This window comes from Pseudomonas sp. PDM05 (assembly GCF_014851685.1).
Taxonomy (GTDB): Bacteria; Pseudomonadota; Gammaproteobacteria; order Pseudomonadales; family Pseudomonadaceae; genus Aquipseudomonas.
The window spans coordinates 31,886-57,761 of record NZ_JACVAC010000024.1 but is presented as its reverse complement, the minus strand read 5'-3'; the positions used below and the strand labels follow the sequence as shown (position 1 = coordinate 57,761).

Annotated in this window: 28 protein-coding genes and 1 pseudogene; 14 read left to right on the top strand and 15 right to left on the bottom strand. The window is 60.7% G+C overall.

Translation table 11 applies throughout. From position 1 onward, the window contains the following. Positions 1-184 (bottom strand): annotated as a pseudogene (locus IB241_RS26865) (ribonucleotide-diphosphate reductase subunit beta); the annotation flags it as partial. 332 nt (positions 185-516) lie between these two features. On the opposite strand from IB241_RS26865, the gene IB241_RS26860 reads away from it, so the two are divergent. The 4 genes from IB241_RS26860 (at position 517) to IB241_RS26845 (ending at position 3,057) form a co-directional block, all read left to right on the top strand. After that, complete coding sequence (locus tag IB241_RS26860; RefSeq protein WP_192301204.1) at positions 517-1,158, top strand: hypothetical protein; 642 nt, start codon at positions 517-519, stop codon at positions 1,156-1,158. A gap of 145 nt (positions 1,159-1,303) precedes the next feature. After that, entirely contained in the window at positions 1,304-1,810 is a 507-nt protein-coding gene (locus IB241_RS26855; RefSeq protein WP_192301203.1) for a sigma-70 family RNA polymerase sigma factor, read from the top strand. Next, positions 1,807-2,709, top strand: coding sequence for a FecR domain-containing protein (locus IB241_RS26850; RefSeq protein ID WP_192301202.1), 903 nt, complete (start codon positions 1,807-1,809; stop codon positions 2,707-2,709). The genes IB241_RS26855 and IB241_RS26850 overlap by 4 nt, the downstream gene beginning before the upstream one ends. A gap of 132 nt (positions 2,710-2,841) precedes the next feature. Further along, positions 2,842-3,057: a TOBE domain-containing protein gene (locus tag IB241_RS26845; protein ID WP_003173733.1), complete on the top strand. Its 216-nt coding sequence runs from the start codon at positions 2,842-2,844 to the stop codon at positions 3,055-3,057. Positions 3,058-3,099: 42 nt separating this feature from the next. Here IB241_RS26845 and IB241_RS26840 read toward each other — a convergent pair whose 3' ends face one another. The 4 genes from IB241_RS26840 to IB241_RS26825 are packed head-to-tail and all read right to left on the bottom strand — an operon-like array spanning position 3,100 to position 5,805. After that, positions 3,100-4,245, bottom strand: coding sequence for a MalY/PatB family protein (locus tag IB241_RS26840; RefSeq protein ID WP_192301201.1), 1,146 nt, complete (start codon positions 4,243-4,245; stop codon positions 3,100-3,102). Positions 4,246-4,305: 60 nt separating this feature from the next. Continuing rightward, positions 4,306-4,899, bottom strand: coding sequence for an FMN-dependent NADH-azoreductase (locus tag IB241_RS26835; RefSeq protein ID WP_192301200.1), 594 nt, complete (start codon positions 4,897-4,899; stop codon positions 4,306-4,308). Then, a complete protein-coding gene (locus IB241_RS26830; RefSeq protein ID WP_192301199.1) occupies positions 4,896-5,336 on the bottom strand; it encodes a GNAT family N-acetyltransferase in 441 nt (146 codons plus the stop codon). Before IB241_RS26830 ends, IB241_RS26835 begins: the two co-directional genes overlap by 4 nt. Further along, positions 5,329-5,805, bottom strand: coding sequence for a carboxymuconolactone decarboxylase family protein (locus IB241_RS26825; protein WP_192301198.1), 477 nt, complete (start codon positions 5,803-5,805; stop codon positions 5,329-5,331). Before IB241_RS26825 ends, IB241_RS26830 begins: the two co-directional genes overlap by 8 nt. A gap of 134 nt (positions 5,806-5,939) precedes the next feature. On the opposite strand from IB241_RS26825, the gene IB241_RS26820 reads away from it, so the two are divergent. Together IB241_RS26820 and ggt are read left to right on the top strand one after the other, a co-directional pair. Further along, positions 5,940-7,322: a PLP-dependent aminotransferase family protein gene (locus tag IB241_RS26820; protein ID WP_192301197.1), complete on the top strand. Its 1,383-nt coding sequence runs from the start codon at positions 5,940-5,942 to the stop codon at positions 7,320-7,322. A gap of 110 nt (positions 7,323-7,432) precedes the next feature. Continuing rightward, on the top strand, positions 7,433-9,157 hold the full coding sequence (ggt, locus tag IB241_RS26815) for a gamma-glutamyltransferase (protein ID WP_192301196.1): 1,725 nt from the start codon (positions 7,433-7,435) through the stop codon (positions 9,155-9,157). A 120-nt stretch (positions 9,158-9,277) separates the two neighbouring features. Here the strand turns inward: ggt and IB241_RS26810 are convergent, their stop codons facing one another. The 3 genes from IB241_RS26810 to IB241_RS26800 all read right to left on the bottom strand — a co-directional run bounded on the left by IB241_RS26810 (position 9,278) and on the right by IB241_RS26800 (position 12,150). Further along, positions 9,278-9,802, bottom strand: a complete 525-nt coding sequence (locus IB241_RS26810; protein ID WP_192301195.1) for an AAA family ATPase — start codon at positions 9,800-9,802, stop codon at positions 9,278-9,280. Continuing rightward, on the bottom strand, positions 9,799-10,362 hold the full coding sequence (gene pnuC, locus IB241_RS26805) for a nicotinamide riboside transporter PnuC (protein ID WP_192301194.1): 564 nt from the start codon (positions 10,360-10,362) through the stop codon (positions 9,799-9,801). Before pnuC ends, IB241_RS26810 begins: the two co-directional genes overlap by 4 nt. 153 nt (positions 10,363-10,515) lie before the next feature. Continuing rightward, positions 10,516-12,150, bottom strand: coding sequence for a methyl-accepting chemotaxis protein (locus IB241_RS26800; protein WP_192301193.1), 1,635 nt, complete (start codon positions 12,148-12,150; stop codon positions 10,516-10,518). A 197-nt stretch (positions 12,151-12,347) separates the two neighbouring features. On the opposite strand from IB241_RS26800, the gene IB241_RS26795 reads away from it, so the two are divergent. Beyond that, complete coding sequence (locus tag IB241_RS26795; protein ID WP_192301192.1) at positions 12,348-13,178, top strand: undecaprenyl-diphosphate phosphatase; 831 nt, start codon at positions 12,348-12,350, stop codon at positions 13,176-13,178. Beyond that, entirely contained in the window at positions 13,175-13,558 is a 384-nt protein-coding gene (locus IB241_RS26790) for a DUF1294 domain-containing protein (protein ID WP_192301191.1), read from the top strand. Before IB241_RS26795 ends, IB241_RS26790 begins: the two co-directional genes overlap by 4 nt. Here the strand turns inward: IB241_RS26790 and IB241_RS26785 are convergent. Both IB241_RS26785 and IB241_RS26780 read right to left on the bottom strand, forming a co-directional pair. Beyond that, positions 13,547-13,903 carry an MmcQ/YjbR family DNA-binding protein gene (locus IB241_RS26785; RefSeq protein WP_192301190.1) on the bottom strand — a complete coding sequence of 119 codons (357 nt, stop codon included), beginning with the start codon at positions 13,901-13,903 and terminating at the stop codon, positions 13,547-13,549. The genes IB241_RS26790 and IB241_RS26785 overlap by 12 nt on opposite strands. Further along, positions 13,900-14,808, bottom strand: a complete 909-nt coding sequence (locus IB241_RS26780) for a LysR substrate-binding domain-containing protein (protein WP_192301206.1) — start codon at positions 14,806-14,808, stop codon at positions 13,900-13,902. Before IB241_RS26780 ends, IB241_RS26785 begins: the two co-directional genes overlap by 4 nt. 124 nt (positions 14,809-14,932) lie before the next feature. Here IB241_RS26780 and IB241_RS26775 point away from each other — a divergent pair, with 124 nt between their 5' ends. Together IB241_RS26775 and IB241_RS26770 are read left to right on the top strand one after the other, a co-directional pair. Further along, complete coding sequence (locus IB241_RS26775; protein ID WP_192301189.1) at positions 14,933-15,544, top strand: FMN-dependent NADH-azoreductase; 612 nt, start codon at positions 14,933-14,935, stop codon at positions 15,542-15,544. Between the two features lie 212 nt (positions 15,545-15,756). Beyond that, complete coding sequence (locus IB241_RS26770) at positions 15,757-16,794, top strand: alpha/beta hydrolase family protein (RefSeq protein ID WP_192301188.1); 1,038 nt, start codon at positions 15,757-15,759, stop codon at positions 16,792-16,794. Here the strand turns inward: IB241_RS26770 and IB241_RS26765 are convergent. Together IB241_RS26765 and IB241_RS26760 are read right to left on the bottom strand one after the other, a co-directional pair. After that, positions 16,788-17,963 (bottom strand): MFS transporter, encoded by a 1,176-nt coding sequence (locus IB241_RS26765; protein ID WP_192301187.1) that lies wholly within the window; start codon positions 17,961-17,963, stop codon positions 16,788-16,790. The genes IB241_RS26770 and IB241_RS26765 overlap by 7 nt on opposite strands. Before the next feature lie 202 nt (positions 17,964-18,165). Further along, complete coding sequence (locus tag IB241_RS26760) at positions 18,166-19,752, bottom strand: ABC-F family ATPase (RefSeq protein WP_028616043.1); 1,587 nt, start codon at positions 19,750-19,752, stop codon at positions 18,166-18,168. Positions 19,753-20,044: 292 nt separating this feature from the next. Between IB241_RS26760 and IB241_RS26755 the strand changes: the two genes are divergently transcribed. The 3 genes from IB241_RS26755 (at position 20,045) to IB241_RS26745 (ending at position 22,505) form a co-directional block, all read left to right on the top strand. Further along, entirely contained in the window at positions 20,045-20,647 is a 603-nt protein-coding gene (locus tag IB241_RS26755; protein ID WP_192301186.1) for a hypothetical protein, read from the top strand. Between the two features lie 800 nt (positions 20,648-21,447). Continuing rightward, positions 21,448-22,095, top strand: a complete 648-nt coding sequence (locus tag IB241_RS26750) for a hypothetical protein (protein WP_192301185.1) — start codon at positions 21,448-21,450, stop codon at positions 22,093-22,095. Between the two features lie 74 nt (positions 22,096-22,169). Beyond that, positions 22,170-22,505, top strand: a complete 336-nt coding sequence (locus tag IB241_RS26745; RefSeq protein WP_192301184.1) for a hypothetical protein — start codon at positions 22,170-22,172, stop codon at positions 22,503-22,505. 131 nt (positions 22,506-22,636) lie between these two features. Here the strand turns inward: IB241_RS26745 and IB241_RS26740 are convergent, their stop codons facing one another. Both IB241_RS26740 and IB241_RS26735 read right to left on the bottom strand, forming a co-directional pair. Further along, the gene (locus IB241_RS26740) at positions 22,637-22,891 is read right to left on the bottom strand and encodes a hypothetical protein (RefSeq protein WP_192301183.1); all 255 of its coding nucleotides are present in this window, start codon (positions 22,889-22,891) and stop codon (positions 22,637-22,639) included. A 180-nt stretch (positions 22,892-23,071) separates the two neighbouring features. Further along, positions 23,072-24,310 carry an MFS transporter gene (locus IB241_RS26735; RefSeq protein ID WP_192301205.1) on the bottom strand — a complete coding sequence of 413 codons (1,239 nt, stop codon included), beginning with the start codon at positions 24,308-24,310 and terminating at the stop codon, positions 23,072-23,074. Positions 24,311-24,464: 154 nt separating this feature from the next. On the opposite strand from IB241_RS26735, the gene IB241_RS26730 reads away from it, so the two are divergent. Then, the gene (locus tag IB241_RS26730) at positions 24,465-25,271 is read left to right on the top strand and encodes a class I SAM-dependent methyltransferase (RefSeq protein ID WP_192301182.1); all 807 of its coding nucleotides are present in this window, start codon (positions 24,465-24,467) and stop codon (positions 25,269-25,271) included. A gap of 10 nt (positions 25,272-25,281) precedes the next feature. Here the strand turns inward: IB241_RS26730 and IB241_RS26725 are convergent, their stop codons facing one another. Beyond that, on the bottom strand, positions 25,282-25,668 hold the full coding sequence (locus IB241_RS26725; RefSeq protein WP_192301181.1) for a TIGR03067 domain-containing protein: 387 nt from the start codon (positions 25,666-25,668) through the stop codon (positions 25,282-25,284). Between the last annotated feature and the right edge of the window lie 208 nt (positions 25,669-25,876).

Here is a 25,876-nt window from a genome sequence, read left to right as displayed (position 1 = left end):
GCGCAGCTTTGGCGCGCACGATGGCAGCGGAGTCGTTGGCGGTGACGGCGCGGGCTTCCACGGCAGCGGCAGCGCCGGCACCGTCGAGGCGGTCCATGTTGGCTTCGCTGGCGTGGCCGGCGTTGGCGCCCTTGATCACCGCTGCACCGGTGTCTTCGTTGTCGACTTCATCCCAACTCAGCATTGAAATACTCCTTCCTGGTCTGTTCTGACGGCGTGTGAACCCGTCCAAAAATATTCGATTTGCAGGCTACTAGGCATTGAAATACTGCGCGTAGTGTGGTCGGTAAATACCGATGCTGCACACTATGTAGTGGTCTGTTCTGTTTGTGGGCACACTATATGGTGTGTGCGGGGATGGGTCAACGAACGAGAGTGTATTGATCGTCGCAGGGGCATTCCCCTGTCAGGGGTGGTGGCCTAGTGATATTGTTGGCGCTCAAACCGTTGAACCAGAGCGGTCGTTGTCAATCGTGACACGCAAGGCTCAGTTTCTAGAAAAGGACGTCAGTACGTATGACTCAAGGTGCACCTACACCCACGCCCACCACTTATTCCTGGCCGCTGATCATTATCGTCGCGGCCGGCCTGTGGGCGGCATTTACCGCTGCGGCCTCACTGTTCGGCCTTAAATTCGGCGCGGCAGACAACTTTATCCCGTCCGCGGAACTGATGGAAAACTACGTTTCGCGGACCGTGCTTGCCGAGTCATACCTCCCACTTGCCAAGGTATCGTCGGACTATTTGAGCAAGGTCGATGTTGAAAAAAACTACGTCGCCATCGACAAAATCCACAGCCTCTACGTGCCGAAAGCTGACTATCAGCAGCTACAGCAACAACTGGCCGATCTGACGGCCAAGGTCAGCGCAATCCCCAGCCCGTTACCACCGATGAATATCGTCATGACAAAAGGTGGGAACTGGTCCGATGAGCGCCTCGGGGTCAGTATCAGGATGGGCGGCTATTCCTTGGGGCCATTGAATTCCTCGGTGGATTTTTTCTTGACGCTGCCCGACTCCGAGGAGCACGTAGAAACGCTCGACACCCGGGAAGACCTGCCGGTGTGGACATTCAGGAAACACAATCGCCAGTTCAAGCTCTCGGTGCTCAAGATCATGCCGACGACGTTTGTGATCAAGGAAGTCGGCGGGGTGTGAGCCGACTGGGGTTGTTTATCGACCTGCTGCGGCAGAAGGCGGCGATGCTCTAAACGGCATGTTGAAAAGATCATGGTATGCAGTAGCGATATTAAATAGAATGAATCTCATTTGAGATATAATCGCGCCTTGCAGGTTGCTTGCCATGAATGATGCTGTCGCCCCCGAACTGACGTTATCCAGCCTCTACCGCGACCACCGCAGTTGGCTGGAAAGCTGGCTGCGCCGGCGCCTGGGCAATGCCTGGGATGCGGCGGACCTGAGCCAGGATACGTTTTTGCGCGTGCTGGCCAGTGCCCAGCCGCTTGCGCAGATGCAGGAGCCACGGGCGTACCTGGTGACAGTCGGCAAGCGCCTGCTGGTCAATTTTCATCAGCGCCGTAGCCTGGAACAGGCCTATCTGAATGCGCTTGCCAGCTTGCCCGAAGCCTGCGTGCCGTCTCCGGAACAGCGCTGGGTGTTGCTGGAAACCCTGCAAGCACTGGATGAATTGCTTGATGGCTTGCCAGTGCTGGTGCGCCGCGCGTTTCTCTGGAGCCAGCTGGAAGGCCTGGGTTATCGCGAGATTGCCGCACGCCTGGAGGTGTCCGAACGCACGGTCAAACGCTATATGGCCCAGGCCTATGAACACTGTTTGCTGGTGGACCTGTGAACCGCGACGTCGCCCGTGCCGCCGCGCAATGGTTGGCGCTGCTGGAGTCCGGCGCGGCCACCGAGCGTGATCACCTCGCCCTGCAGCACTGGCGCGACAGCCATCCGCAGCACGAACAGACCTGGCAAAAAGCCCAGACCCTGCGCCAGCGGTTCGGCGGGTTGCCCCAGGCGTTGGCGCTGGCCAGCCTCGACCGTCCGCAACCGGGGCGGCGCGCCGTGCTCAAGCGTGCCTTGGGCGTGGCGGCTCTGGTGCCGACCGCGTGGTTGATCAGCCGCCAGTTACCCATCGACGTGTGGCGCTCAGACCTGCACACCGCCACGGGTGAGCGCACGCGCATGGCCCTGGGCGACGGCGCCAGCCTGCAACTCAATACCGCCACTGCCGTGGACGTGGCGCCACGGCACATCCGGCTGGTGGAAGGCGAGTTGGCGTTGAACGTGCCGGGCGTGAGTGCAATGACGCTTCAGACCCGGTATGGCGAACTGACGGTCAGCCAGGCCGAGGTGGGTGTGCGGCAATTGGCGTCGGGCTGCCGGGTCTCGGTGCTCAAGGGCGCGGTGCAGGTGCGCGACCTCAATGGGCACTCGACGACGTTGCACGGTGGCCAGCAAGCGTCGCTTCAAGCCACGGGCCTTGGCGCGTCGGTGGCGTTTGATGTGCTGCAACTGGGTTGGCGTGATGGTGTGCTGACTGCGCAGGATCAGGCGCTGGGGGATTTCTTGCGCGAGTTGCAGCGCTACCGCCCGGGTGTCTTGCGTTGGGACCCGCGTTTGGAGGGGTTGCGCGTCACCGGCAGTTTTCAGTTGGACGACACCGACCGCATCCTCAACCTGCTGGCCTCGACCCTGGGCTTCAAGGTGCAGGCGCGAACGCGTTACTGGGTCACTCTCACCTGAGAAATGCTGCTTTATATTTCCATATGGAATAAATAAAGATTTATATATTCCTTTTAGGTTTTTGCCGCCTGCGGCATCTTGAAGGCCTGCGCATTCGTGCGGATTGACCCAACAGCCAAAAGGAAAGCCGACATGACCATTAAAGCGATCAACGTGCGCAACCAGTTCAAGGGCGTGATCAAGGAGATCCTGCTGGGCGAAGTGGTGTCCGAAATCGACGTACAGACGGCGTCCGGCATCGTCACTTCGGTGATCACCACCCGCTCGGTGCGTGACCTGGAATTGAAAGTGGGCAGTGAAGTGATTGCCTTTGTGAAGTCCACCGAAGTGTCCATCGCCAAGCTGTAGATCCCACTCAAATGTGGGAGGGGCGAGCCCCTCCCACATGGCTTACCGACCGCGCAGGGCATGCTCCATTCGCTGCAAACCTTCTTCCAGCAAGGCCCGTGGGCAGCCGAAGTTCAGGCGCACGAATTGCTGGCTGTCATCGCCGAATTCGATCCCGGCGCTCAACCCGACCTTGGCCTGTTCCAGGAAAAACCGCTGCGGGTCGTCCAGGCCCAGGGCGCTGCAATCGAGCCAGGCCAGGAAAGTGCCTTGCGGCGCGTGCATGACTACGCCCGGCAGGCGGCTGTTCACGGCGTCGAGCAGGTAGTCGCGGTTGGCTTGCAGGTAGCCCTTGAGTGCGTCGAGCCACTCGCCACATTGGCTGTAGGCGGCACGGGTGGCTTCCAGGCCCAGGGGGCTGACGCTGTCGACCATGCCGCAGCGGGCATTGTTGAAGCGCTCGCGGATCTCGGCGTTCTGGATCACCGCAAAGCAGGTCTTGAGGCCCGCGACGTTGTAGGCCTTGCTCGCCGACATCAGCGTGATGGTGCGCTCGGCGATCTGCGGGCTGAGGCTGGCGGTGGGGATGTGGCGGCGGCCGTCGAAGCACAGTTCGGCGTGGATTTCGTCACTGATGATCAGTGCGCCCTGTTCCAGGCAGGCATTGGCCACGGCCAGCAGTTCTTCGCGGGGAAACACCTTGCCCATGGGGTTGTGCGGATTGCTCAGCAGCAGTGCACCGGCGCCGCTCAAGGCATCGCGCAGGGCGGGCAGGGGCGTGAGGTATTCACCGTTGACGAGTTCGAATGGCACTTCGATTTTCGGCAGGTTCCAGTGCCCTGGCGCCAGGCGGATCGGCCGGTAGTTGGGGGTTTGCAGCACCACCGGCTGGCCCGGTTGCACGAATGCGTGCAGCGCCATGTTGAAGCCGGGCTCGACGCCGGGCAGGAACAGCAGGTCTTCGGGCTGCACGCGCCAGGCGTACTTGTGCCACAAGTCGGCGACGATGGCCTCGCGCACATCCGGGCCGGCTACGCTGTAGCCGAGGATCTGCTGGTCGAGGCGTTCGCGCAGGGCTTGCAGCACGGCGGGCGGCGCGGCGATGTCCATATCGGCGATCCACATCGGCAGCACATCCGCCGGGTAGCGGCTCCATTTGGTGCTGCCTGTGTTGTGGCGGGGGTGGATCGTGTCGAAATCAAAGCTCATGGGCGGCTCGTATCAGGGGGGCTGGCGCAAAGAATGGCGCTGATTCTAGCGCCATTAATTTTATAGACCAGAGCTGATTGCCTCGGACAGTTGCCGATGTGCCTGTGCCACGGCCTGGCTGACCGCTTCTTCACCGCGCACCATGGCGCCCAGGTAGGCGAACTCCACGCTGCGGATGCCCACGATAGACAGGATGGCGCTCAGATACGGCGTCAAAAAGTCCGGCTCATGCCCCTTGCGGGCGTTGCCCGAGCTGACCAGTACAAAGGTGCGCCGGTCGTCGAGCAGGCCGATTTTTTCAAACCGCTCGTTCACCGTGAAGCTGCGGTGGATGCGCACCACATGGTCGATCCAGCCCTTGAGCGCCGCCGGCACCGTGAAGTTGTGCACCGGGGTGCAGATGACCAGCAGGTCGCAGGCTTCCAACTCGACGATCAATTGTTCCGACAGCGCGGTGGCGTCCTCACTGCCGTCGTCAGCGCCAGTGAGGGCGCAGGCGTATTCGCAGGTCAGCGGCGGCAGGGCCTGGCTGCCGTAATCGCGCTCGCTGACCTGCGCGTCGGGCAGGCAGTCGCTGAGCAGGTTGCGGGCCAGTTGGAAGTTCTGGGCCGACTTGCCGTGGGGGCTGAAACTGAGCAGCAGGGCGCGGGTCATTGGCTTAAATCCTGGGAAAAATGCATGCCGCGCGGCAACAGGCCTTGGCGGAAGTAGAAACGTTGGGCCATGGCCATGTGCATGCCGGTGTCCAGCACCAGGTAGCGATAGCCCAGGGCGCGGGTTTGCTCGCGGACCCGCTCGAGCAGTTGCTCACCCAGACGCCGCCGCTGCAGGCTGGCATCTACCACCAAGTCATCGACATAGATGAAGCGTCCGTAGAGGGTGTTCTCGCTGAGCCGGTAGCCGGCCAGGCCGATCACCTTGGCGTCTTCACGGGCGGCCAGCAGATGGTAGCCGTTCTGCCGTTGCCGCTGGATCTGCGCGACGAACGCGGTGGCGTCCGTCAGGTGCGGGCGCAGTTGCTGCATCAACTGAAAGCTGGCGAGGCAGTCGGCGTCGCTTTCCACGGGCACGAAGTCGACGTGCTCATGCATAGCTGAGGTTCTCCAGATGGGCCTTGACCGCTGCCGGCACCTTGCGAAAGCTGATACCGACGCGGTTCAGCGCGTTCATCAGGGCAATGGCCAGGGTCAGGTCGGCGACTTCCTTGTCATTGAAGACTGCGGCGACGGCGGCGTAATCGGCGTCCGGCGCGTGGGTCTGGGCCACTTGAGTAACCGATTCGGCCCAGGCCAATGCGGCACGTTCACGCGGGCTGAACAGCGGCGAGGCTTCGTGCCAGGCGGCCACCAGCATGATTTTTTCCAGGCTCACGCCTTGCTTGAGCAGGTCGCGGGAATGGGAGTCCAGGCAATAGGCGCAGCCATTGAGCTGGGAGATGCGCAGGTACACCAGTTCGATCAATTCCTTTTCCAGGCCGCAGCCATGCACGTAGCTGTGCACCGAGCCCAGGGCTTTGTAACCGGCGGGGGCGGCCTGGGCGTAATCAAGACGGTCTTTCATGGGAAGGTTCCTTAGGTGGTTGAACAGATGCGCCATTTTCGCGGCTCGCCCGGCCAGTCGACAGGGGCATGATTGGACAAGTGGGTTGGGACATGATCAGACTTGGCCCTGTTTACCCGCCGAGCCCGCCCGCGATGTCGTCACTGCCCAAATACCAGGAAATCTACCGGCGTTTTCGCCAGGCCATCGACCAGGGCCAATTGCGCCCCGGCGAGCGGGTGCCGTCGGTGCGGGCGCTGGCCCAGGAACTCAAGGTGGCGCGGGGCACGGTGGAGACGGCGTATCAGTTGCTGGTCAGCGAAGGTTTTTTTGAGGCGCGCGGGCAGGCCGGTACGGTGATTGCGACGACGCTGCCCCAGATCGCGGTAAAGCCTGCGCCCGTGCCGGCGCCCGTCCCCAGCGGACCGTTGCCGCTGCAAATGGGCGTGCCGGCACTGGACGCGTTCCCGCGCAAGCTGTGGGCCCGGCTGGTCACCCAGCAAGTGCGCCGCACCGATGCCGACAGCCTGGCCATGGGCGACGTGCGCGGCGTACAAGCCCTGCGCGTGGCCATCGCCGGTTACCTCGCGTTGTACCGGGGCGTGGAGTGTTCGCCGGATCAGGTGTTTGTCTGCGCCGGTTATGCGGCGGGCCTGACCCTGGTCTGTGACGCCCTGGACATGCCCGGGCAACGCTGCTGGTTCGAAGACCCGGGTTACGTGCATGCACGGCAGCTGTTGAGCCATCAAGGCTTGCAACTGGTGCCGGTGCCGGTGGACCGCGATGGGCTGGATGTGGGCCAGGGCATCCTGCGCAGCCCACAGGCGCGGCTGGCGCTGGTCACGCCGGCGCACCAGAGCCCGCTCGGCGTGGCGCTGAGCCCGGCGCGGCGCAAGGCCTTGCTGGGCTGGGCAGCGGCGCAGGGCAGTTGGGTGGTCGAGGACGATTACGACAGCGAATTCCGCTATCACGGCAAACCGCTGGCCGCGCTCAAGAGCCAGGATCACGACGACCGGGTGATCTACGCCGGTAGCTTCAGCAAGATGTTGTTCCCCGGTTTGCGCCTGGGCTACCTGGTGGTGCCGAACGCCTTGGTGGCGGCGTTTGAGCGCAGTGCGCAGTTGTTGCAGCAACGCTGTGCGCAACTGTTGCAACTGACCGCGGCGGATTTTCTCGAGCAGGGGTATTTCACCCGGCACCTGAAGAAAATGCGTCAGTTGTATGCGCAGCGACGCGGGCTGTTGGTGCAGGCGTTGCAGGCCCATTGCGCGGATGTCCTGCGGGTCGATGAGCAGGCGGGCGGGATTAATCTGTTGGCACGCTTGGTGGTCGCGGTGCCGGACGAGGCGGTGGCGCAGGCAGCGAATGAGGCGGGCCTGGCACTGCAGGCGTTGTCGCGGTGGGCGATTGAACCGGGGCCACAGGGCTTGCTGATGGGGTTCACTAATGTGGCAACGGCGCAACAGGCCCAGGCTATTGCGCAGGTGTTGCGTGGGGTGATTGCCGGGCAAACCGTGGCTGGGGCACAGGGGCGGTGATGCTGTACGAATCTGTGACCGACAAGTTCTGTAATAAAAACGTCACTGCGCTGGGGATTAGATCCTCGACGGGCTATTTTGGTGCATCTCAATAACCAGAGTAGCCATGGATGAAATACCAACCCTTCAGCCGTACCTTGATTGCCACTGCGCTGGTATTGACGGTCGGCGGTGTGCAAGCCGCGTCCCAGGCCCCGGTGGCCGGTGAAAATGGCATGGTGGTCACGGCCCAGCATCTGGCCACCCATGTGGGCGTGGATGTCCTCAAGGCCGGTGGCAATGCCGTGGATGCGGCCGTGGCCGTAGGTTACGCACTGGCGGTGGTATACCCGGCGGCGGGCAACCTCGGTGGCGGCGGTTTCATGACCGTGCAACTGGCGGACGGGCGCAAGACCTTCCTCGACTTCCGCGAAAAAGCCCCGCTGGCGGCCACCGCGAACATGTACCTGGATAAAGACGGCAACGTCATCGAAGGCCTCAGTGCCAAGGGCCACCTGGCGGTCGGCGTGCCCGGCACCGTCTCGGGCATGGAGCTGGCCCTGAGCAAATACGGGACCCTCAAGCGCGCCCAGGTGATTGCCCCGGCGATCAAGCTGGCGGAAAACGGCTTTGAGCTGGAGCAGGGCGATATCGACCTGCTGCATACCGCCACCGGCGAGTTCGAAAAAGATAAAGATATGCGCGGGATCTTCCTGCACAACGGTCAACCGATGCAGGTGGGCCAGAAGCTGGTGCAGAAAGACCTGGCCAAGACCCTCAAGGAAATCTCGGCCAAGGGCAGCGACGGTTTCTACAAAGGTTGGGTAGCCAAGGCGCTGGTGGATTCCAGCCAGGCCGGCAAAGGCATCATCACCCAGGCTGACCTGGACAAGTACAAGACCCGCGAACTGGCGCCGATCGAGTGCGACTACCGTGGCTACCACGTGGTCTCCGCGCCGCCGCCGAGTTCCGGTGGCGTGGTGATCTGCCAGATCATGAACATCCTCGAAGGCTACCCGATGGCCGACCTCGGTTATCACTCGGCCCAGGGCCTGCACTACCAGATCGAAGCGATGCGCCATGCCTACGTGGACCGCAACAGCTACCTCGGCGACCCGGACTTCGTGAAGAACCCCATCGCCCACCTGCTGGACAAGGACTACGCCACCAAGCTGCGCGCTGCCATCGAACCGCAAAAGGCGGGCGATTCCCAAGCGATCAAGCCGGGTGTTTCGCCCCATGAAGGCAACAACACCACGCACTACTCCATTGTCGACAAGTGGGGCAACGCGGTCTCGGTGACGTACACCCTCAACGACTGGTTCGGTGCGGGCGTGATGGCGAGCAAGACCGGGGTCATCCTCAACGATGAAATGGACGATTTCACCGTCAAGGTCGGCGTGCCGAACATGTACGGTCTGGTGCAGGGTGAAGCCAACGCCATCGCACCGGGCAAGGCGCCGCTGTCGTCGATGAGCCCGACCATCGTGACCAAGGATGGCAAGGCCGTAATGGTGGTGGGCACGCCGGGTGGCAGTCGCATCATTACCGCGACCTTGCTGACGATGCTGAATGTCATCGACTACAAGATGAACATCCAGGAAGCCGTGGACGCGCCGCGTTTCCACCAGCAGTGGATGCCGGAGACTACCAACCTTGAGACGTTTGCAGTGAGCCCGGATACCCAGAAGATCCTCGAAAGCTGGGGCCACAAGTTCGCCGGGCCGCAGGATGCGAACCACTTGGCGGCGATTCTGGTGGGTGCGCCGTCGTTGGGTGGCAAGCCGGTGGGGAACAACCGGTTCTATGGCGCGAATGATCCGCGTCGTAACACCGGCCTGTCGCTGGGCTACTAACGCCTGACGCGGTCAAAAGTGTGGGAGCGGGCTTGCCCGCGATTGCGGTGTATCAGCCAACCATTGTGTTTCTGGTACTCCGTCATCGCGGGCAAGCCCGCTCCCACATTGAGGCCAGTGTTATGGCTGAAACAGTTGTTCCACTGCTGAAAACGCCGCACTTCTGCGCTCTTCCCAATCCCCCCGAATCAGAATCACCGGCTGTTCATGCTCCTGCATCCAGTCCAGGCTGGCCTGGAAAAAAGCCTGGCGATCCTCTAACTGCGGCTGGCAGCGTTGCCCATCGGCAGTCCATTCCACATCGTCCGGCGACAGCAGCAAGTGCAAGTCGTAGTCACGGGCCAGCAGTTCGCTGTCGAGCCAGGCCGGGTAGTCGCCGAACAGGGTCTGGCTCCAGAGCTTGTTGGTCAGCAAATGCGTGTCGAGGATCAACAGCGCAGGCTGTTGGGCGCGGGCGGCGTCTTCCCAGGCCAGTTGACCACGGGCGATCGCCGGGATGTCGGCCAGGGTGGTATCGCGTTGGTGATGATCGATGAAATGGCGCACGTATTCACCGACCATCAACCCGCCGAAATGCGCTTGCAACTCGGTGGCCAGCCAGCTTTTGCCGCTGGATTCGGGGCCGGCCAATACCACGACCTTCATGCCTGCAACGCCGGGTCTGCACGCCATTCGCGCCAGCCTTGCACCGCGATGGTGGTAAACAGGGCGTAGAGCGCGGCGGTGAGGTAGAGACCTTTATAGAGAAACAGGCCGACGAAGATCACATCCACGGCAATCCACAGCGGCCAGCACTGCACGCGTTTCTGCGCCATCCACATCTGCGCCACCAGGCTGAAGCCGGTGAGGGCGGCGTCGAGCCAGGGTTGCGCGGCGTCGGTCCAGTGGGCCATGGCGGCGCCCAGCAGCAGGCTGCCGGCGGCGCCCACCGCGAGGCTGGCGATGATGGCTGGCCCGCCGAGGCTGGTGACCTGGCGGCCTTGCTTGACCTCGCCGGCGCGGGTCCACTGCCACCAGCCGTACAGTTGCAGGACGGCGTAGACCACTTGCAGCAGCATGTCGGAATAGAGTTTTACGTCGTAGAACACCCAGGTGTAGAGCAACACCATGATCAGGCCGATGGGCCAGCACCAGGGGTTCTGTTTAACCGTCAGCCAGACAGCGATCACCCCCAGGGCGGCGGCGAACAGTTCAAGCCCGGACATGGCGGTTCCTTGGGAGTGTGGAAAGGGGCGGTGATTGTAACGAAAGAAGTTTCGCGTAGGAATTAACCTTGTAGTGAGCGGGCTTGCCCCGCGCTGGGCTGCGTCGCCCCCAGGCGCGGGGCAAGCCCGCTCACTACAGACCCCGTCCTGGGGTTAGATTTTGAATTGGCGCAGCAGCGTGTTGAGTTGTTCGCTCAGGCCGCGCAGGTGGGTGCTGGCGGCACTCGACTGTTCGGCGGCGATGGCGGTGCTGTGGGACAAGCCCGCCGCCTGGGTGACGTTCTGGTTGATGTCCTCTACCACATGCGCCTGTTGCAGGGTGGCGCTGGCAATCGACGCGTTCAGGCCGTTGAGGTTGTGCAGGGCCTGGCCGATGGCGGTGAGGCTGGCGCCGGCCTGGCCGGCTTGTTCGATGGTCAGTTGCGAGGCGTTGTGACTCTCGCTGATCACCTTGACCGCCGCTTCCGAGTGGCCTTGCAGGCGTTCGATCATGCCCTGGATCTCGGCGGTGGATTTTTGCGTGCGCTGGGCCAGCAGGCGCACTTCATCGGCGACCACGGCAAAGCCACGGCCTTGTTCGCCGGCCCGTGCGGCCTCGATGGCGGCGTTGAGTGCGAGCAGGTTGGTCTGGTCGGCGATGGAACGGATCACTTCGAGCACGCTGCCGATCTGGGTGCTTTCGGCGGATAGGGTACGCATCACCTCGACCGCCTGGCTGATGGTGCCGGAGAGCTGGTCGATCTGTTGCAGGCTGCCATCGATATTGACCTGGCCTTGCTGTGCCTGAGCCTGGGCATCGCGCATTTCACTGGCGGCGTGTTCGGCGTTCTTGGCCACGTCCTGCACGCCGTAGGTGACTTCGTTGATCGCGGTGGCCACCAATTCCATCTGCTGCGATTGCTGCTGGCTGCGGTCGTGGGCCTGGCTCGCGTTGTTGCCCAGCTCGGTAGACGATTGGCCGAGGGCGTTGGCGCACGCCTGCAACTGGCCGACCACGTCGCGCAATTTGGCGGTGAAGCTGTTGAAGTGCTGGGACAGTTGGGTCACTTCGTCGCGGCCGTGGGTGTCGAGGTTGTGGGTCAGGTCGCTTTCACCACTGGCGATATTGCCCATGGCGTCCACTGCTGCCTGCAACGGGCGCACGATGCTGCGCGCGATCAACACCACCAGTAGGGTCATCACCAGCGCGATGATCAAACCAATGGCCGAGGCTTTCCACACCTGGGCGGAGAACTCGGACTGCACATCGTCCACGTAGACGCCGGAGCCGATGATCCAGCCCCAGGGTTGGAACAGTTGGATGTACGAGGTCTTGGCCACCGGTGCATCGGCGCCCGGTTTCGGCCAGCGGTAGTTGACGATGCCGGCACCCTTGGCCTTGGCCAGGGCCACGAATTCGTTGAACACCGCAAAACCGTCTGGGTCACGGATCGCCGAGAGGTTCTGGCCGTCAAGCTTGGGGTTGGCCGGGTGCATGATCATCACGGGCGTGAGGTCATTGATCCAGAAATAGTCGTCATGGTCGTAGCGCAACCCACGCACCGCGCTCAGGGCTTGCTTCTGCGCGGCTTCGCGGGTCATGACGCCGCTGGTTTCGAGGCCGTGATAAAACGTCAGGATGCCGCTGGCGGTCTGCACCACGTGCTCGGTCTGCTGGCGCTTGGCCTGGTAGAGCTCGCCATGAATCTGCTTGAGCATCAGTAAACCCAAGGCCAGCAGCATCAGCACCGCGACTATCAGGATCAGCCAGAGGCGGCGGCTGATCGACATATTGCGCAAACTGTTCATCGTCCTGTCACTCCGGGCTTTTTATAATTGTGGGCGTTGCATCGACTTTTACGCCTTGTCTGATAGGCTTTCGGCCGGTAATCGGAAAACCTGAGTACTGCCTGATTTTTCACGGGTTTTTTCAAACGCCCAGCGTCAGTGAACCAATTAAAAAAGACTAACGAGGCATGCCACGCGCATGACCTTTTGGGGGAAGCATGGATTTTTGGACCGCCATACAGGCATTGATTCTTGGCGTGGTGGAGGGGCTGACGGAGTTCTTGCCGATCTCCAGTACCGGCCACCAGATCATCGTCGCCGATTTGATCGGTTTCGGCGGTGAGCGCTTTGAAGCGTTCAATATCATCATTCAACTGGGCGCGATCCTGGCGGTGGTCTGGGAGTTCCGACGCAAGATCCTCGACGTGGTCATCGGCCTGCCGACCCAGCGCAAGGCGCAGCGGTTCACGGTGAACCTGATCATCGCGGTGTTGCCGGCAGTGGTGTTGGGCGTGATTTTTGCCGACTTGATCAAACACTACCTGTTCAACCCGATCACCGTGGCCGCCGCGTTGGTGGTGGGCGGCGTGATCATGTTGTGGGCTGAACAGCGTCAACACGCGGTGCATGCCGAAAGCGTCGATGACATCACCTGGAAAGACGCGATCAAGGTCGGCCTGGCCCAGTGTCTGGCGATGATCCCGGGTACCTCGCGTTCCGGCGCGACCATTATCGGCGGCCTGTTGTTCGGCCTGTCGCGCAAGACCGCCACCGAGTTCTCGTTCTTCCTGGCGATGCCGACCATGGTCGGTGCGGCAGTGTATTCGGGCTACAAGTACCGTCACCTGTTCCAGCCCGATGACTTGCCGGTGTTTGCCATCGGCTTTGTCACCTCGTTCATCTTCGCGATGATCGCGGTCAAGGCGTTGCTCAAGTTCATCGCCAGCCACAGCTACGCGGCGTTTGCCTGGTATCGGATCGCGTTTGGCCTGCTGATCCTGGCGACCTGGCAGTTCGGTTGGATCGACTGGTCTGCCGTCAAGCCATGAGCATCCAGTACCCACGCCTGAAGGCGGCGATTTTTCTGTTGCTGTGCGCTGCGCCGCTGCTGGGCTCGGTGCTGCTGTGGTGGCGCGGCGAGACGGTGCTGCCGCTGGTGGCCTACGCCGTGGTCAGCGTGCTGGCGTTCTTGTTGTACTGGCGCGATAAGCGCCAGGCGCAAACCAACGGCTGGCGCACCCCGGAAAACATCCTGCACGCCGTCGAGCTGGCAGGCGGTTGGCCGGGGGCGTTGATCGCCCAGCAGGTGTTGCGGCACAAGACGCGCAAGGTGTCTTATCAGGTGCTGTTCTGGGCGATTGTGCTGCTGCATCAGGTGTTCTGGCTGGACCAGTTGTTCCTGGGCGGCACCTTTCTTTCAGTCCTCTAAAAGCAAGCCGATCTGCGTGCGCTTGGGCAGTTTGCTCACCACCAGTTGGTGGGAGCGCCGCAACAAGCCGCGCAGTTCCTCGGCGCCCAGCGGGTAGGGCGTGTTCATGATGATCCACTGCGCGCGGGCCAGGTAGGGCGCCGGGTGGATGCCTGGGCGGTCGACGTGGCCGAGGAACAGATCCTTGTCGACCTTGAATGCCAGCGAATCACCGCGCAGGTTTTGCAGGGCGAACATCTTGTTGCCGGCAATCGAAAACACGCGCACGCCGCCCCATTTGTAGTCTTCCCGCGCGCCGGGCAGGCTCAGGCAGAATGTGGCGACTTGTTCTTCGCTGATCTTCATAACAGACGGTCTCCGCAGCTTTTGAAGCCTTCTTCCAGGTAGTCGATCCACGCCCGGATCGCCGGCAACACGCCGCGTCGGTGTGGGTATACGGCCTGCAACCAACCGCCCGGCAACGACCACTGCGGCAGCAATTGCACCAGGCGGCCGCTGGCCAGTTCTTCTTCGCAATACATCATCGGCAGCACGGTAAACCCCAGGCCCATGATCGCGCTGGCCTTGCGCACGATGAAATCGTCGATGCCCAGGCGCGCTTCCATCACCAGTTCGTGGGGGTTGCCCTGGGGGTCGAGGATGCGCTGATGGACCATGCGGTCCGGCTCCAACGCGCCGAGGATAGGCAGTTGCCGGAGGTCGTCGAGCGAGTCGATGCGCTTGCCTTGCACAAAGGCGGGGCTGGCCACCAGCACCGTCTGGGCCTGACGCAGGCGCTTGGTTACCAGCAGTGGGTCTTCGTCGCCCAGCTCGCGTACGCGCAGGGCCACGTCGATGCCCTCGGCCACCAGGTCGACACGTCGGTTAACCAGGGTCATTTCCAGTTGCACATGGGGATGGGCGGCCAGAAATCCGGCGACCAGTTCCGGCAGGATGTGCTGGGCCATGCCCACCGGGCAACTGACCCGCAGCCGTCCACGGGCTTCGCTGGACATGCTGGCCACGGCCTCGTCGGCCATCTCGGCTTCGAGCAACATGGCTTGGCAATGGCGCAGGTAGCGTTCGCCGACGGCGGTCAGGGTCAGTTGCCGCGTGGTGCGTTGCAGCAAGCGGGCGCCGAGGCGTTCCTCCAGCTCGGCAATGCGTCGTGACAGCCGCGACTTGGGAATCCCCAGTAGCCGGCCGGCAGCCGCGAAGCCGCCGGCTTCGACGACTTTGGCGAAGTAGTAGAGATCGTTGAGGTCTTGCATGGTCAACCTATTGTCCTGTCAGTGGGACAAACTATCGCATTTCAGCGGGCTTATCGGCTATTGGTTTCATGCGTAGCATCATCACCATCTGATCGCCACTGACGATCCTACTCGGAGATCCCCCATGAAACTGTTGCACATCGATTCCAGCATCCTCGGCGACAACTCGGCATCCCGTCAGCTCAGCGCTGCCGTGGTCAAGGCCTGGCAAGCCGCCGAGCCGGGCGTGGAAGTGACCTATCGCGATCTGGCGAGCGAGGCCATCAGCCATTTTTCCGGCCTGACCCTGGGGGCGCTGGGGACTGCTGCCGAATTGCGTGATGCCGTTCAACAGCACGAAGCCGAGCTGAGCGCTTCGTCCCTGGCTGAATTCATCGCCGCGGACGCGGTGGTGATCGGTGCGCCGATGTACAACTTCTCGGTGCCATCCCAACTGAAAGCCTGGATTGACCGCATCGCAGTGGCTGGCCAGACCTTCCGTTACACCGAAGCCGGCCCTGAAGGCCTGTGCGGCGGCAAGAAACTGATCATCGTCTCCACCGCCGGTGGCCTGCACGCCGGCCAGGCGAGCAACGTCGGCCATGAAGACTACCTGAAGCTGGTGTTTGGCTTCCTGGGCATCACCGACATCGAGTTCGTGCGCGCCCAAGGCCTGGCCTACGGTGATGACGTGCGCAACAAGTCCCTGAGCGACGCCAACGTACTCATCAACGAACAATTGTTCGCCGCCGCGTAAGGGTTGTGTAAAACATCGCCGTTCCCCGTTTCAATCTGAAAACGGGCGCCTAAACTCTGTATTCTGTTCGCCTCAATACGCGACCGGAGTACGGAGTTTTTTCGTTTACCCGCTGTCTTTTTAATATGGCCCAGGTTATGCAAGCTCGGGTTCAGTGCCCTGGACTTTTAATTCGACATGTCGGTTCTTACGCAACAAAGGTGGACATCCCCATGATGCGTCTTTGTGCTGTTTTGGTTCTTTCCCTGCTCGGCGGCCTGGTTTCAGTGCATGCCGCGCCTGCGCCGCACCCGCATTGGAGCGTGGGCTTCCATCGCATGACCTTTCTCGATCCGCTGGATTTGCAGCCGATGAAAGCCATCGCCTTTTACCCGTCCACCGACGTCGAGCACACCACGCACCTGGGCGCCTACCAAGTCACGGCGGGTGAGGACGCCAAGGTCGCCATCGGCCGCTTCCCGATGCTGATGCTGTCCCACGGCAATACCGGTACGCCGCTGGCCCTGCATGACCTGGCCACCTCCCTGGCACGCAAGGGCTTTGTGGTGGTGGCGGTGTTGCACCCTGGCGACAACTACAAGGATCACAGTCGCCTGGGCACCCTGAGCAACCTGTATGGGCGGCCGATCCAGATTTCCGAAGCGATCACCGCCACCCTCGGCGACCCGATGCTGTCGCCGTTCGTCAATATTGATCAAGTCGGGGTCATCGGCTATTCGGCCGGTGGCGAGACTGCGCTGATCCTGGCAGGGGCCAAGCCGGATTTCGACCGCTTGCGCCGTTATTGCCAGGAGCGTCCGGAAGACCGCGACGCCTGCACTACCAAGGGTGAGCTGGTGGTCGACCGCGACGACCTGCAACCGCAAGCCGACCCGCGTATCCACGCGCTGATGCTGATGGCGCCGCTGAGCCTGATGTTTGGTCGCCAGACCCTGGCCGACGTGCATGTGCCGGTGCTGCTCTACAGTGGTGACGGCGATAAGTTGGTGGCCGTGGACAAGAACGCCGCCGCCCTCGCACGCAAGTTGCCGCAACCGCCGAACTTCAAGCTGTTGGCGGGGGCGGGGCACTTCGTCTTCATGGCCCCGTGCGACAGCGATCAACTATTGGCGATGCCGGCGATCTGCACCGATGCCGATGGCGTCGACCGTGAAGGCATCCATCGCAACCTGATTTCCGAGGCGGGGCGTTTCTTCACCCATACCCTGGGGCAATCGACCCGCGCCGGGTTGCAGACCGCTGATCAGTAAGCGCGACGTTTGAGCAGCAGGGTCAGGCCCAGTGCGCTGACCGACAGCAACGCCGCGCAGAAGAAGATCCAGCCGTAACCCAGGTTCAACGCAACAAAGCCCATCAACGGTCCGGCAATCGCCAGGGCCAGGTCAAAGAACACCGCGAACGCACTCAGCCCCGCGCCCCGGCTGCTGTTGGGTACTTGCTTGATGGCTTCTACGCCAAGCGCCGGGTACACCAGCGACAAGCCGAAACCGGTCAGCCCGGCGCCAATCAACGCCACGCCGGTGGACGGCGCCAGCCACAGCAGCGTCAGGCCGAGGGTTTCGATGGTCATGCAGGCAATCGCCGCGCGGAAGCCGCCAAAACGGCTGATGGCGGAGATAAACACCATCCGCGCCAGGATAAAACACACGCCGAACACCGTCAGGCAGTACGCCGCACCGGCCCAGCCGCGATTGAGGTAGTACAGGGTAATAAAGGTCGTCAGGGTGCCATAGCCGATCGACGCCAGGCACAGGCTGGCACCAAACGGTGCGATACGCCCGAACACCGCCCAAAACGGCAGCCGCTCGCCGCGCACCACCGGCACCGAGGGCTTATTGCGGATCAGCAGCAAACCCAGCGCCGCCAGCACCGACAGTGCAATGCCGAGGCTGGTGTAGCCGTATTCGGCGACCATCACTACGCCCAGTGGTGCACCGATGGCGATGGCGCCGTAGGACGCGATCCCGTTCCAGGAGATCGAGCGTGCCGTGTGCTCGGCGCCGACCTGGCCCATGCACCAACTGATAGTGCCCACGCCGATCAGGCCCTGGGCCACACCGAGCAACAAACGCCCGGCGATCAGGATGCCCAGGCTCAACTCGGGCAGGCTTTCGAGCAGTGTCGCCAGCAACGTCAGCACGCCGCTGAGCAGAATCCCCGCCAACCCCAGCACAATCGCACGCTTGGTGCCGACGTTGTCCGACATGCGCCCAGCCATCGGCCGACTGAGCAGGGTCGCCAGGTATTGCGAACCGATGGTGATCCCGGCCACTACCGCGCTGAACCCCAGTTGCTCATGCACATAGCCCGGAATCACCGCAATCGGCAGGCCGATGCAGATGAAGGCAATGAAGGTATAAAAGACGATGGAGACAATCTGCAGGGTAATCGACAGGGAGCTGGGGGCGGCGGCAGACATGAGCACTCATTCGCGGGAGGCGGTGAGGGCATCATGGCAAGGCTTTGGCACAAAAGAAAGCAGGCTATCTATTGTAGTGAGCGGGCTCGCCCGCGCCGGGCTGCACAGCGCCGCCCAAAAAAAACACCGCGGTCTGTCTGGCAGAACGCGGTGTTTGGATGCAGGGCTGCTGCGCAGCCCGGCGCGGGGTACAAGCGGGTGTTTAGAACACCACGCCTTGACTGCGCAGGTAGTCGTCGTAGGTGCCGCTGAAGTCGATCACGCCGGTGGCGCTCAACTCGATGATGCGGGTAGCCAGGGACGATACGAACTCACGGTCGTGGCTGACGAAGATCAGCGTGCCCGGGTAGTTTTCCAGCGCCAGGTTCAATGCTTCGATGGATTCCATGTCCAAGTGGTTGGTCGGTTCGTCCATGATCAGCACGTTCGGCTTTTGCAGGATCAGCTTGCCGAACAGCATGCGGCCTTGCTCACCACCGGAAATCACCTTCACCGACTTCTGGATCTCGTCGTTGGAGAACAGCATGCGACCGAGGGTGCCACGGATCATCTGCTCGCCCTGCGTCCACTGGCCCATCCAGTCGAACAGGGTGACGTCGTCTTCGAAGTCATGCGCGTGGTCCTGGGCGTAGTAGCCCAGTTCCGCCGCGTCGGTCCACTTGATGCTACCGGCATCCGGGGTCAGTTCGTTGACCAGGGTGCGCAGCAGGGTGGTCTTGCCGATACCGTTCGGGCCGATGATCGCCACGCGCTCGCCGGCTTCGACCTGGAAGCTGAAGTCCTTGAACAGCGGCTTGCCGTCGAAGCCTTTGGCCATTTTTTCGACCATGACTGCCTGGCGGTGCAGCTTCTTGTTCTGCTCGAAACGGATGAAGGGGCTCACCCGGCTCGAAGGCTTGACCTCGGCCAGCTGGATCTTGTCGATCGCCTTGGCGCGGGAAGTGGCCTGCTTGGCTTTGGAGGCGTTGGCCGAGAAGCGGCTGACGAAGGATTGCAGTTCGGAGATCTGCGCCTTCTTCTTGGCGTTGTCCGACAGCAGTTGCTCGCGGGACTGGGTCGCCACGGTCATGTACTCGTCGTAGTTGCCCGGGAACAGGCGCAGCTCGCCGTAGTCCAGGTCAGCCATGTGGGTGCACACGCTGTTCAGGAAGTGACGGTCGTGAGAGATGATGATCATCAGGCTCGAACGCTGGGTCAGGATGTTCTCCAGCCAGCGGATGGTGTTGATGTCCAAGTGGTTGGTCGGTTCGTCGAGCAACAGCACTTCAGGATCGGAGAACAGCGCCTGGGCCAGCAACACGCGCAGTTTCCAGCCTGGCGACACTTCGCTCATCGGGCCGAAGTGCTGTTCCAGCGGAATACCCAGGCCCAGCAGCAACTCGCCGGCACGGGATTCGGCGGTGTAGCCGTCCATCTCGGCGAACTCGGTTTCCAGCTCGGCCACGGCCATGCCGTCTTCTTCGCTCATTTCCGGCAGCGAGTAGATACGATCACGCTCGGCCTTGACCTTCCACAGCTCTTCGTGGCCCATGATCACGGTGTCGAGCACAGTGAATTCTTCGTAGGCGAACTGGTCCTGGCGCAACTTACCCAGGCGCACATTCGGCTCCAGCATGACCTGACCGCCGGACGGATCCAGGTCACCACCGAGGATTTTCATGAAGGTCGACTTGCCGCAACCGTTGGCACCGATCAAACCATAACGGTTGCCAGCGCCGAACTTGACCGAGACATTCTCGAAGAGCGGCTTGGCGCCGAACTGCATGGTGATGTTAGCTGTGGAGATCAATTACTTTACCTATCAATGGGTTGCGAGCGTGGCGGCAGGAGCCTTCAGGCATGCGTCAACAGCGACATCAAGGCGCGAAACCCGGTCGCTGAACAGAAAATTTGGATGTGTGTTGGAATTTGGCGCGCATTGTCGCATATGTCAGGCGACAGTTGTATGGCGCGTTCTTTGGTGGATGGAGACGTGGGCCGTCATTTGCTCTTCGTCTTCCGTATTGTCACCACGCGAGGAGGTTCAATTCCTTCTTTGGGTACGCGCCGTGATAGCCTTTAAAGATGATTTGGAGGGATCCATGAGAAAAACGATCGTCCCGCTTTTATTGGTCATTCTCGGGTTTGGGACAGCTGATTATGGATGGTGCGAGCAACGTGACAGGGGCAACGTCGCCAAAACGTCGTCCCTGGTGTCCAGGCACCTGCTTGCTTTTGAACAGGAGCCGAGAGTTGACCTGTCGAGCTATTTGGCGCGCGGTGAGGAGGCTGAGAAGGAACTGGCGGCGGATCTGCTTGAAATGCAATCTGCCGATTGGTCGGGCGCCGAGGCGAAAAGAGATGCGGCAATAGAGTTCACATCCCGTGCCTTGAACGTAATACGCACGTACACGCGCTTTCGTATGGCCAATTTGCGGGTCGGTATGACTGAGCGGCGACTGCTAGAAGAGCAGCGCGCTCTAGCCCAAGAGACAGATCCGAAGCACAAGGGCCTGGTAGCTGAACGCCTGCAAGTCTACAAGGATAAGTACGTGCAAGAGCAGCGCGAGTATTACCATCAAGCGGCTGCTCTGGGTATGCACAGTGAGATGCTGTTAAGGGCAAATGACGGGGTTAACGTTGCATTCGGTGAAGGTAATGGGCTGGATGTAACGACTCAGGAATTCATGAAACGGCTTTTCTAGCCTTGCTTCTGTGCACCTTGAATAAATCCACGCAGGCGCTAAAAGATCGATACCTCAAGCGTGAGTTGGTTCTCGTAGAATTTTGATAGCAAAGATGGACGTAGGTGCTATCACCGAGGAGTGGGGAAACGCCTTGATTGCGTTAAAGGCTTGCCTTTCCTAGGCCCAAGGCATTTCCCAATAATTATCAGGAAACTGTCCAGATCGCAGTCAGGGAAATAAACGAAAATACAACCCCAACAACCAGAGAAACCTGGATCACTGTTATAGACGAAGAAACTAAATTTTCTCTGTAAAATCGCTTGATCTTCGGGGCACTCACGCCGAGCTTTTTAAAGTACTCTGCCTCAGCTCTTAGTCCCGAAAATACTAAAAAAATCGATATTAACAGAGCGATTTTGAAGGAAATTATAAGCCCTACTGCATACATGTGACGTCCCTATACTCCATTTTTCCATCCCCTACCACCGTGAGGATCGTGGCATTATGGTATCGTCACATTTCACTATGTACAACCGCGTCTTGGTTGGTCGCGCTGCTGATTGGCTGCTCCTTTGGCGCCTGGTGAGCTTCTAAATCCAGACGCAAACCAGCCCGCTGTGGGCGGTGTAGGGCATGAAAAACTCAGGCCGCCTTGAACTAAAGTGAGGGCGTTAGCCGCAACCGCATTTGATGTTCACCTACGGTGGATACAGTCGCGATAAATCAGTCCATGAAAGAACCCCTTCTGACTGGACGATGCCTACTCGAGAAGAGATTGGGACGATCTTCCAAAAAAACCAGATTCAAGGATGTAGTAGATGCGTAATACCTGGTTGCTCCTGTTTTCTTCGTCTATCGCCCTTGCGGGTTGTGGCGGGATTCCCTCTGTTCCCTATGTCGATCCAACTCAGGCTGAGAATACGGCCCGAGTCCGTGTGATCACCAATTCCAGTGTGTTTGGCGATAGCGTGACTGGTAGTTGCGCCCCGGGTACTCGCCACAAAATGGCTGAAGCTGGCCGTTTCTCCGAGGACGGACAGCCGAGCATTAACTACCCTCAGTACCCACTTAAACCGGCCATTCTTGGTATGCCGGGAAGGGTTTCACCCAAGCTTCAGCAGTATATCGGGGCTGTTCGGATGGCCGAGGGCTTGTACACCGAGATGGTGGCTGAGTATCGCGTTAAAACAGATACACCCTTTCAGATCGCGACATTGGGGGCGTCGGCCGGCAGCTACGGCAGCACTTATGCTGTGTGCCCAGGCCAGGCGAAAGTATTCAATCTGGAGCCCGGAAAAGACTATGAGGCGTTGGTCGGATTCGGCCGCGCGCCAAACGCGGATGGAAATGTGGTGCTTGTGTGTATGTTTGGCGTAGTCGAGCTTGCCTCTGTCCCTAACTTACCGTTTGCATTGCCGAAAAGGCTTGCAGGTTCGGAGTCGCCACAGACGCTGTGCAAGGGTTAAGTAGCACGGTGCATATTTTTTACTGTTCTACCCGCTGTTTGCGGGCCTCAGCGTTTATCCAAAAGGAGCTGTGAATGTCGGTTGTAGGGATTTGTAGGCTGTCACTATCTTGGGCAGGCATTTGCTTCGCGGCGAGTGCTTTTGCAAGCGAGAGTTTAGAACTGCATCGAACCGCTATAACCACTATTGCGATGGAGCAGGTTTGCCAAAACGCCAACCCTGGGATGAATGTGAGCCTCGAAAACGCTTTCGCCAACGACACTTGGGAGGTTGAAACGAAAGCAGAAGTCAGAAGAATACAAGCAGAACCTGCATATAAACCCGAAGTTGCCGAGATGGTAAAAAAACTCAGCGCTCCACCTTTTCAGGTGCTTCAGAAGGAATTGTGCGGCGTTTACATCGCCAAATAAGAGGGTTACGCCCAATTGCATCTCGCTGCAATCGTTCTGAGGGATGCAATCGCCCGCCAAGCCGCGTGTTCATCGCCCAACTGCCCGGCGTCGCAATAGCCGGGCAGCAATTTCAGGGTAAGACCATGTGCCTAAACGGAATGGCTCCGGATTATTTGTCCCGCCTTCACCTCATCCGCATACCCGGCGAGCTTTGCCTGCTGAGCCGTGAGCAGGGCACACAGCTTCATCAAGGCGATTGCTTGATCGGGGGATCTGTCGATCCCCGCGCTGGCGGTCAGCGCGTTCACCGACCAGGCGATGACCGCCGCCGCATCTTCAAGGTCGTAGAAGAGTTCCTGTTGGGCGGTCCTGGGGCCGTCGAGCTTTTCCATCAGATCTGCCATTTACCCATGCTCCCCAAAGAAATGATTCGGCAGTAGCAACTCAACCACACCTACGAAAACGTACAGCACAAAGCGCTGGTTTCGCCATGAGTTCATTGGATTATCCAGTGCCGATGGCAGTAGCCGAACGTGTAGGTAGCCTACAGGACAACGTCGACGATCCTGGTGGGATTTTTGGCTTCAGGCAACAGTGACACGCCGCACCGAAGCCCCCCTCACCAACGTCTCCGGCATCGCCATGCCCAACAGCCCCAGCGCCACCGTCGCCACACCCGCCAACGTCAGGAACGCCGCATTGTACCCAGCCTGTTGCACGACAAAACCGGCCAGGCTGCTGCTCAGTGCCGCGCCCAGGCCAAATGCGGTGGACAGGGCGCCCAGGCTGACGTTGAAGCGGCCGGTGCCTTGAGTCAGGTCTTTGACGATGACCGGAAACAGTGCGCCGAAAATGCCTGCACCGACGCCATCAAGCAGCTGGACCGCCACCAGCCAGTAGGGATCATTGGACAAGGTGTAAAGCACACCGCGTACCGGCAGGATCATGAAGCCGGCCAGCAACAACGGTTTGCGCCCCCACACATCGGCCTTTATGCCCACTAGCCAGGCCACTGGCACCATCACCAATTGTGCGGCGACGATGCAGGCGGAGGTCAGCGGTGTGGCCAGGTGCAGGTTGATTTGCGCGAGCTTTTGGCTGACCAGCGGCAGCATCGCAGCGTTGGCCAAGTGGAACAGTGCGCAGCAGATGGCGAACACCAGCAGCGGGCGGTTTGCCAGCAGCACGCGCAGGCCGGACGGTTGGGTGTGGTCGCGGCTGTGGGTAGGGTCGAAACCGCGGGCGACGTCATGGTCGATGGCGCTGGCCGACACGCAACTGATCGCCACCACGCTGGCCAGGGCCATGAAGGCCATCAGGTAAAACACCACCACCGGGCCGTACAAGTACGCCAGGCCACCGGCCAGCAGTGCGGCGGTGGCGTTGCCGGCGTGGTTGAAGGTTTCGTTGCGGCCGGTGCGGCGGGTGAAGGCGCGTGGTCCGGTGATGCCCAGGGAAATCGCAGAAATGGCCGGGGCGAACACCGAGGCGGCGACGGCACTGGCCGCTTGGGTCAAGGCCACCAGGCTGAACGAGCTGACGAAAGGCAGCAGCAGGCAACTGAGGGTGACCAGGATGGCGGCGATGGCGATCACGGCCCGCTTGCTGTGGGTGCGGTCGATCAGTGCTCCGGCCGGGCCTTGGGTAAGCAGTGCAGCGATGCCGGCCAGGGTCATGACGACACCAATACTGGCGGGGTCCCATTTGTGTACCGCCAGCAGGTAAATCGCCAGGTAGGGGCCAAGGCCGTCACGCACGTCCGCGAGGAAGAAGTTGAGGCTGTCGAGGGACAGGGTGTTGCGCAGGTCTGAGTGTCGGGCCACGGCGGGTTCTTCGGGGGCGGCGTTCAACGGCTGAACACGCATTGCGTTAATGACCTGCCGGCTTTGGGATTAGTTTCGCGGCGTCATCAGGGTTTTATTCCCGACGCGCTTGGCTTACTTTCTGTCCCCGCGAATACAACTCCCTGGAGAAGCAATGGACATGCCCTCGGCCCAACAGGCCATCACCAGCAACAAGCACGCCTGGGACCAATCCGCGCAGTTGCACAAAGACACCGATAATTGGAAGAGCTTGCTGGGCGCGGTCGCCGACCCGAATTTCTCGCGGCTGGACCCGACCATCACCGCCTTGCTGCGAGACGTCGGTGTAGACGGTAAAGACGTGGTGCAGTTGTGCTGTAACAACGGCCGCGAATGCCTGTCGTTGTTCAGCCTGGGCGCGCGTTCGGTGGTGGGTGTGGATCAATCCCGGGCCTTTTTGCAGCAGGCAGGGGAGCTGGCACAGGTCTCGCCCCATAACCCCGAGTTTATCGAGGCCGATGTCTATCAATTGCCCGAGCGTCTGCACGAACGGTTCGACGTGGCCTTGGTGACCATTGGGGTACTGGGCTGGATGCCGGATGTGGCGCTGTTCATGCGTCATGTCGCCAGCACCCTGAAGCCCGGCGGCACGCTGGTGATGTATGAAACCCATCCGTTCCTGGAAGTGTTTGACCCACGCGCAGACAATCCGCAGTTGCCCGCCAGCTCGTATTTCCAGCGCGATCCTTTCGTGTTGCAGGAGTCCATCGTCTATGAAGGGCTGGGTGAGACGGCCGGGCCTACGTCCTATTGGTTTGTGCACACCTTGGGCAGTCTGATCACCGCGGCAATTGGGGCGGGCCTGCAGATTGGTCATTTGCAGGAGTACCCGCATTCCAACCGCGAGGAGCTCTATGACCAATATGAGCACCAGCTCGCGCAGTTGCCGTTGTGTTTTACCCTGACGGCAAGCAAGCGCTGAGCATTGGCGCTCAGGCCCTGCGCACGAAGGTACGCATGGTTTGCCCCGGCCCTGTGCTGAATACCGTCGGCCGGGGCATGTGTTCATCTGCTGCAATAAACACAAACTCATCCGCTTCAAGGCGATAGCTGGCGGGCAACTGCTTGCCGGCGTCTTCGCCGATGGCATCGATCCAGGTAATGCTTTTGGGGACAGCGGCGCTGTCCAGGAAAAACCGCCCCGCCAGCAATACTTCGCCGTCGACGGTAGTCACTTCGAATCGATCATCGGTAATGGTGGTCACGGCGCCTGGAGCGCTGTGGGCATCGACCGGGTTGAGCACGCCACTGTCTTCCAGCGCGGTCTGTTCCCAGATGCCTTGTAGGGCCTGGAAGTCTGGGTCTGCAGTAAATGTCATACAAATTCCTTTTTGTTGTTGGACTGGTCGCGAGTCGTTAGGGGGGGCTTCACTTTACTCCGTCTACTTGAGTTCACAAGGTTGTAGGAATGGTCTGCTTTTATTCCGCTGACCGAGATTTTTCCTTTTTTGCCAATGGATTAGCGTTATTTTCTGGCCCTCGGGCAGTGTCCGCCACGCAACCGTCTATGCTTTCGTCAGTAACAGA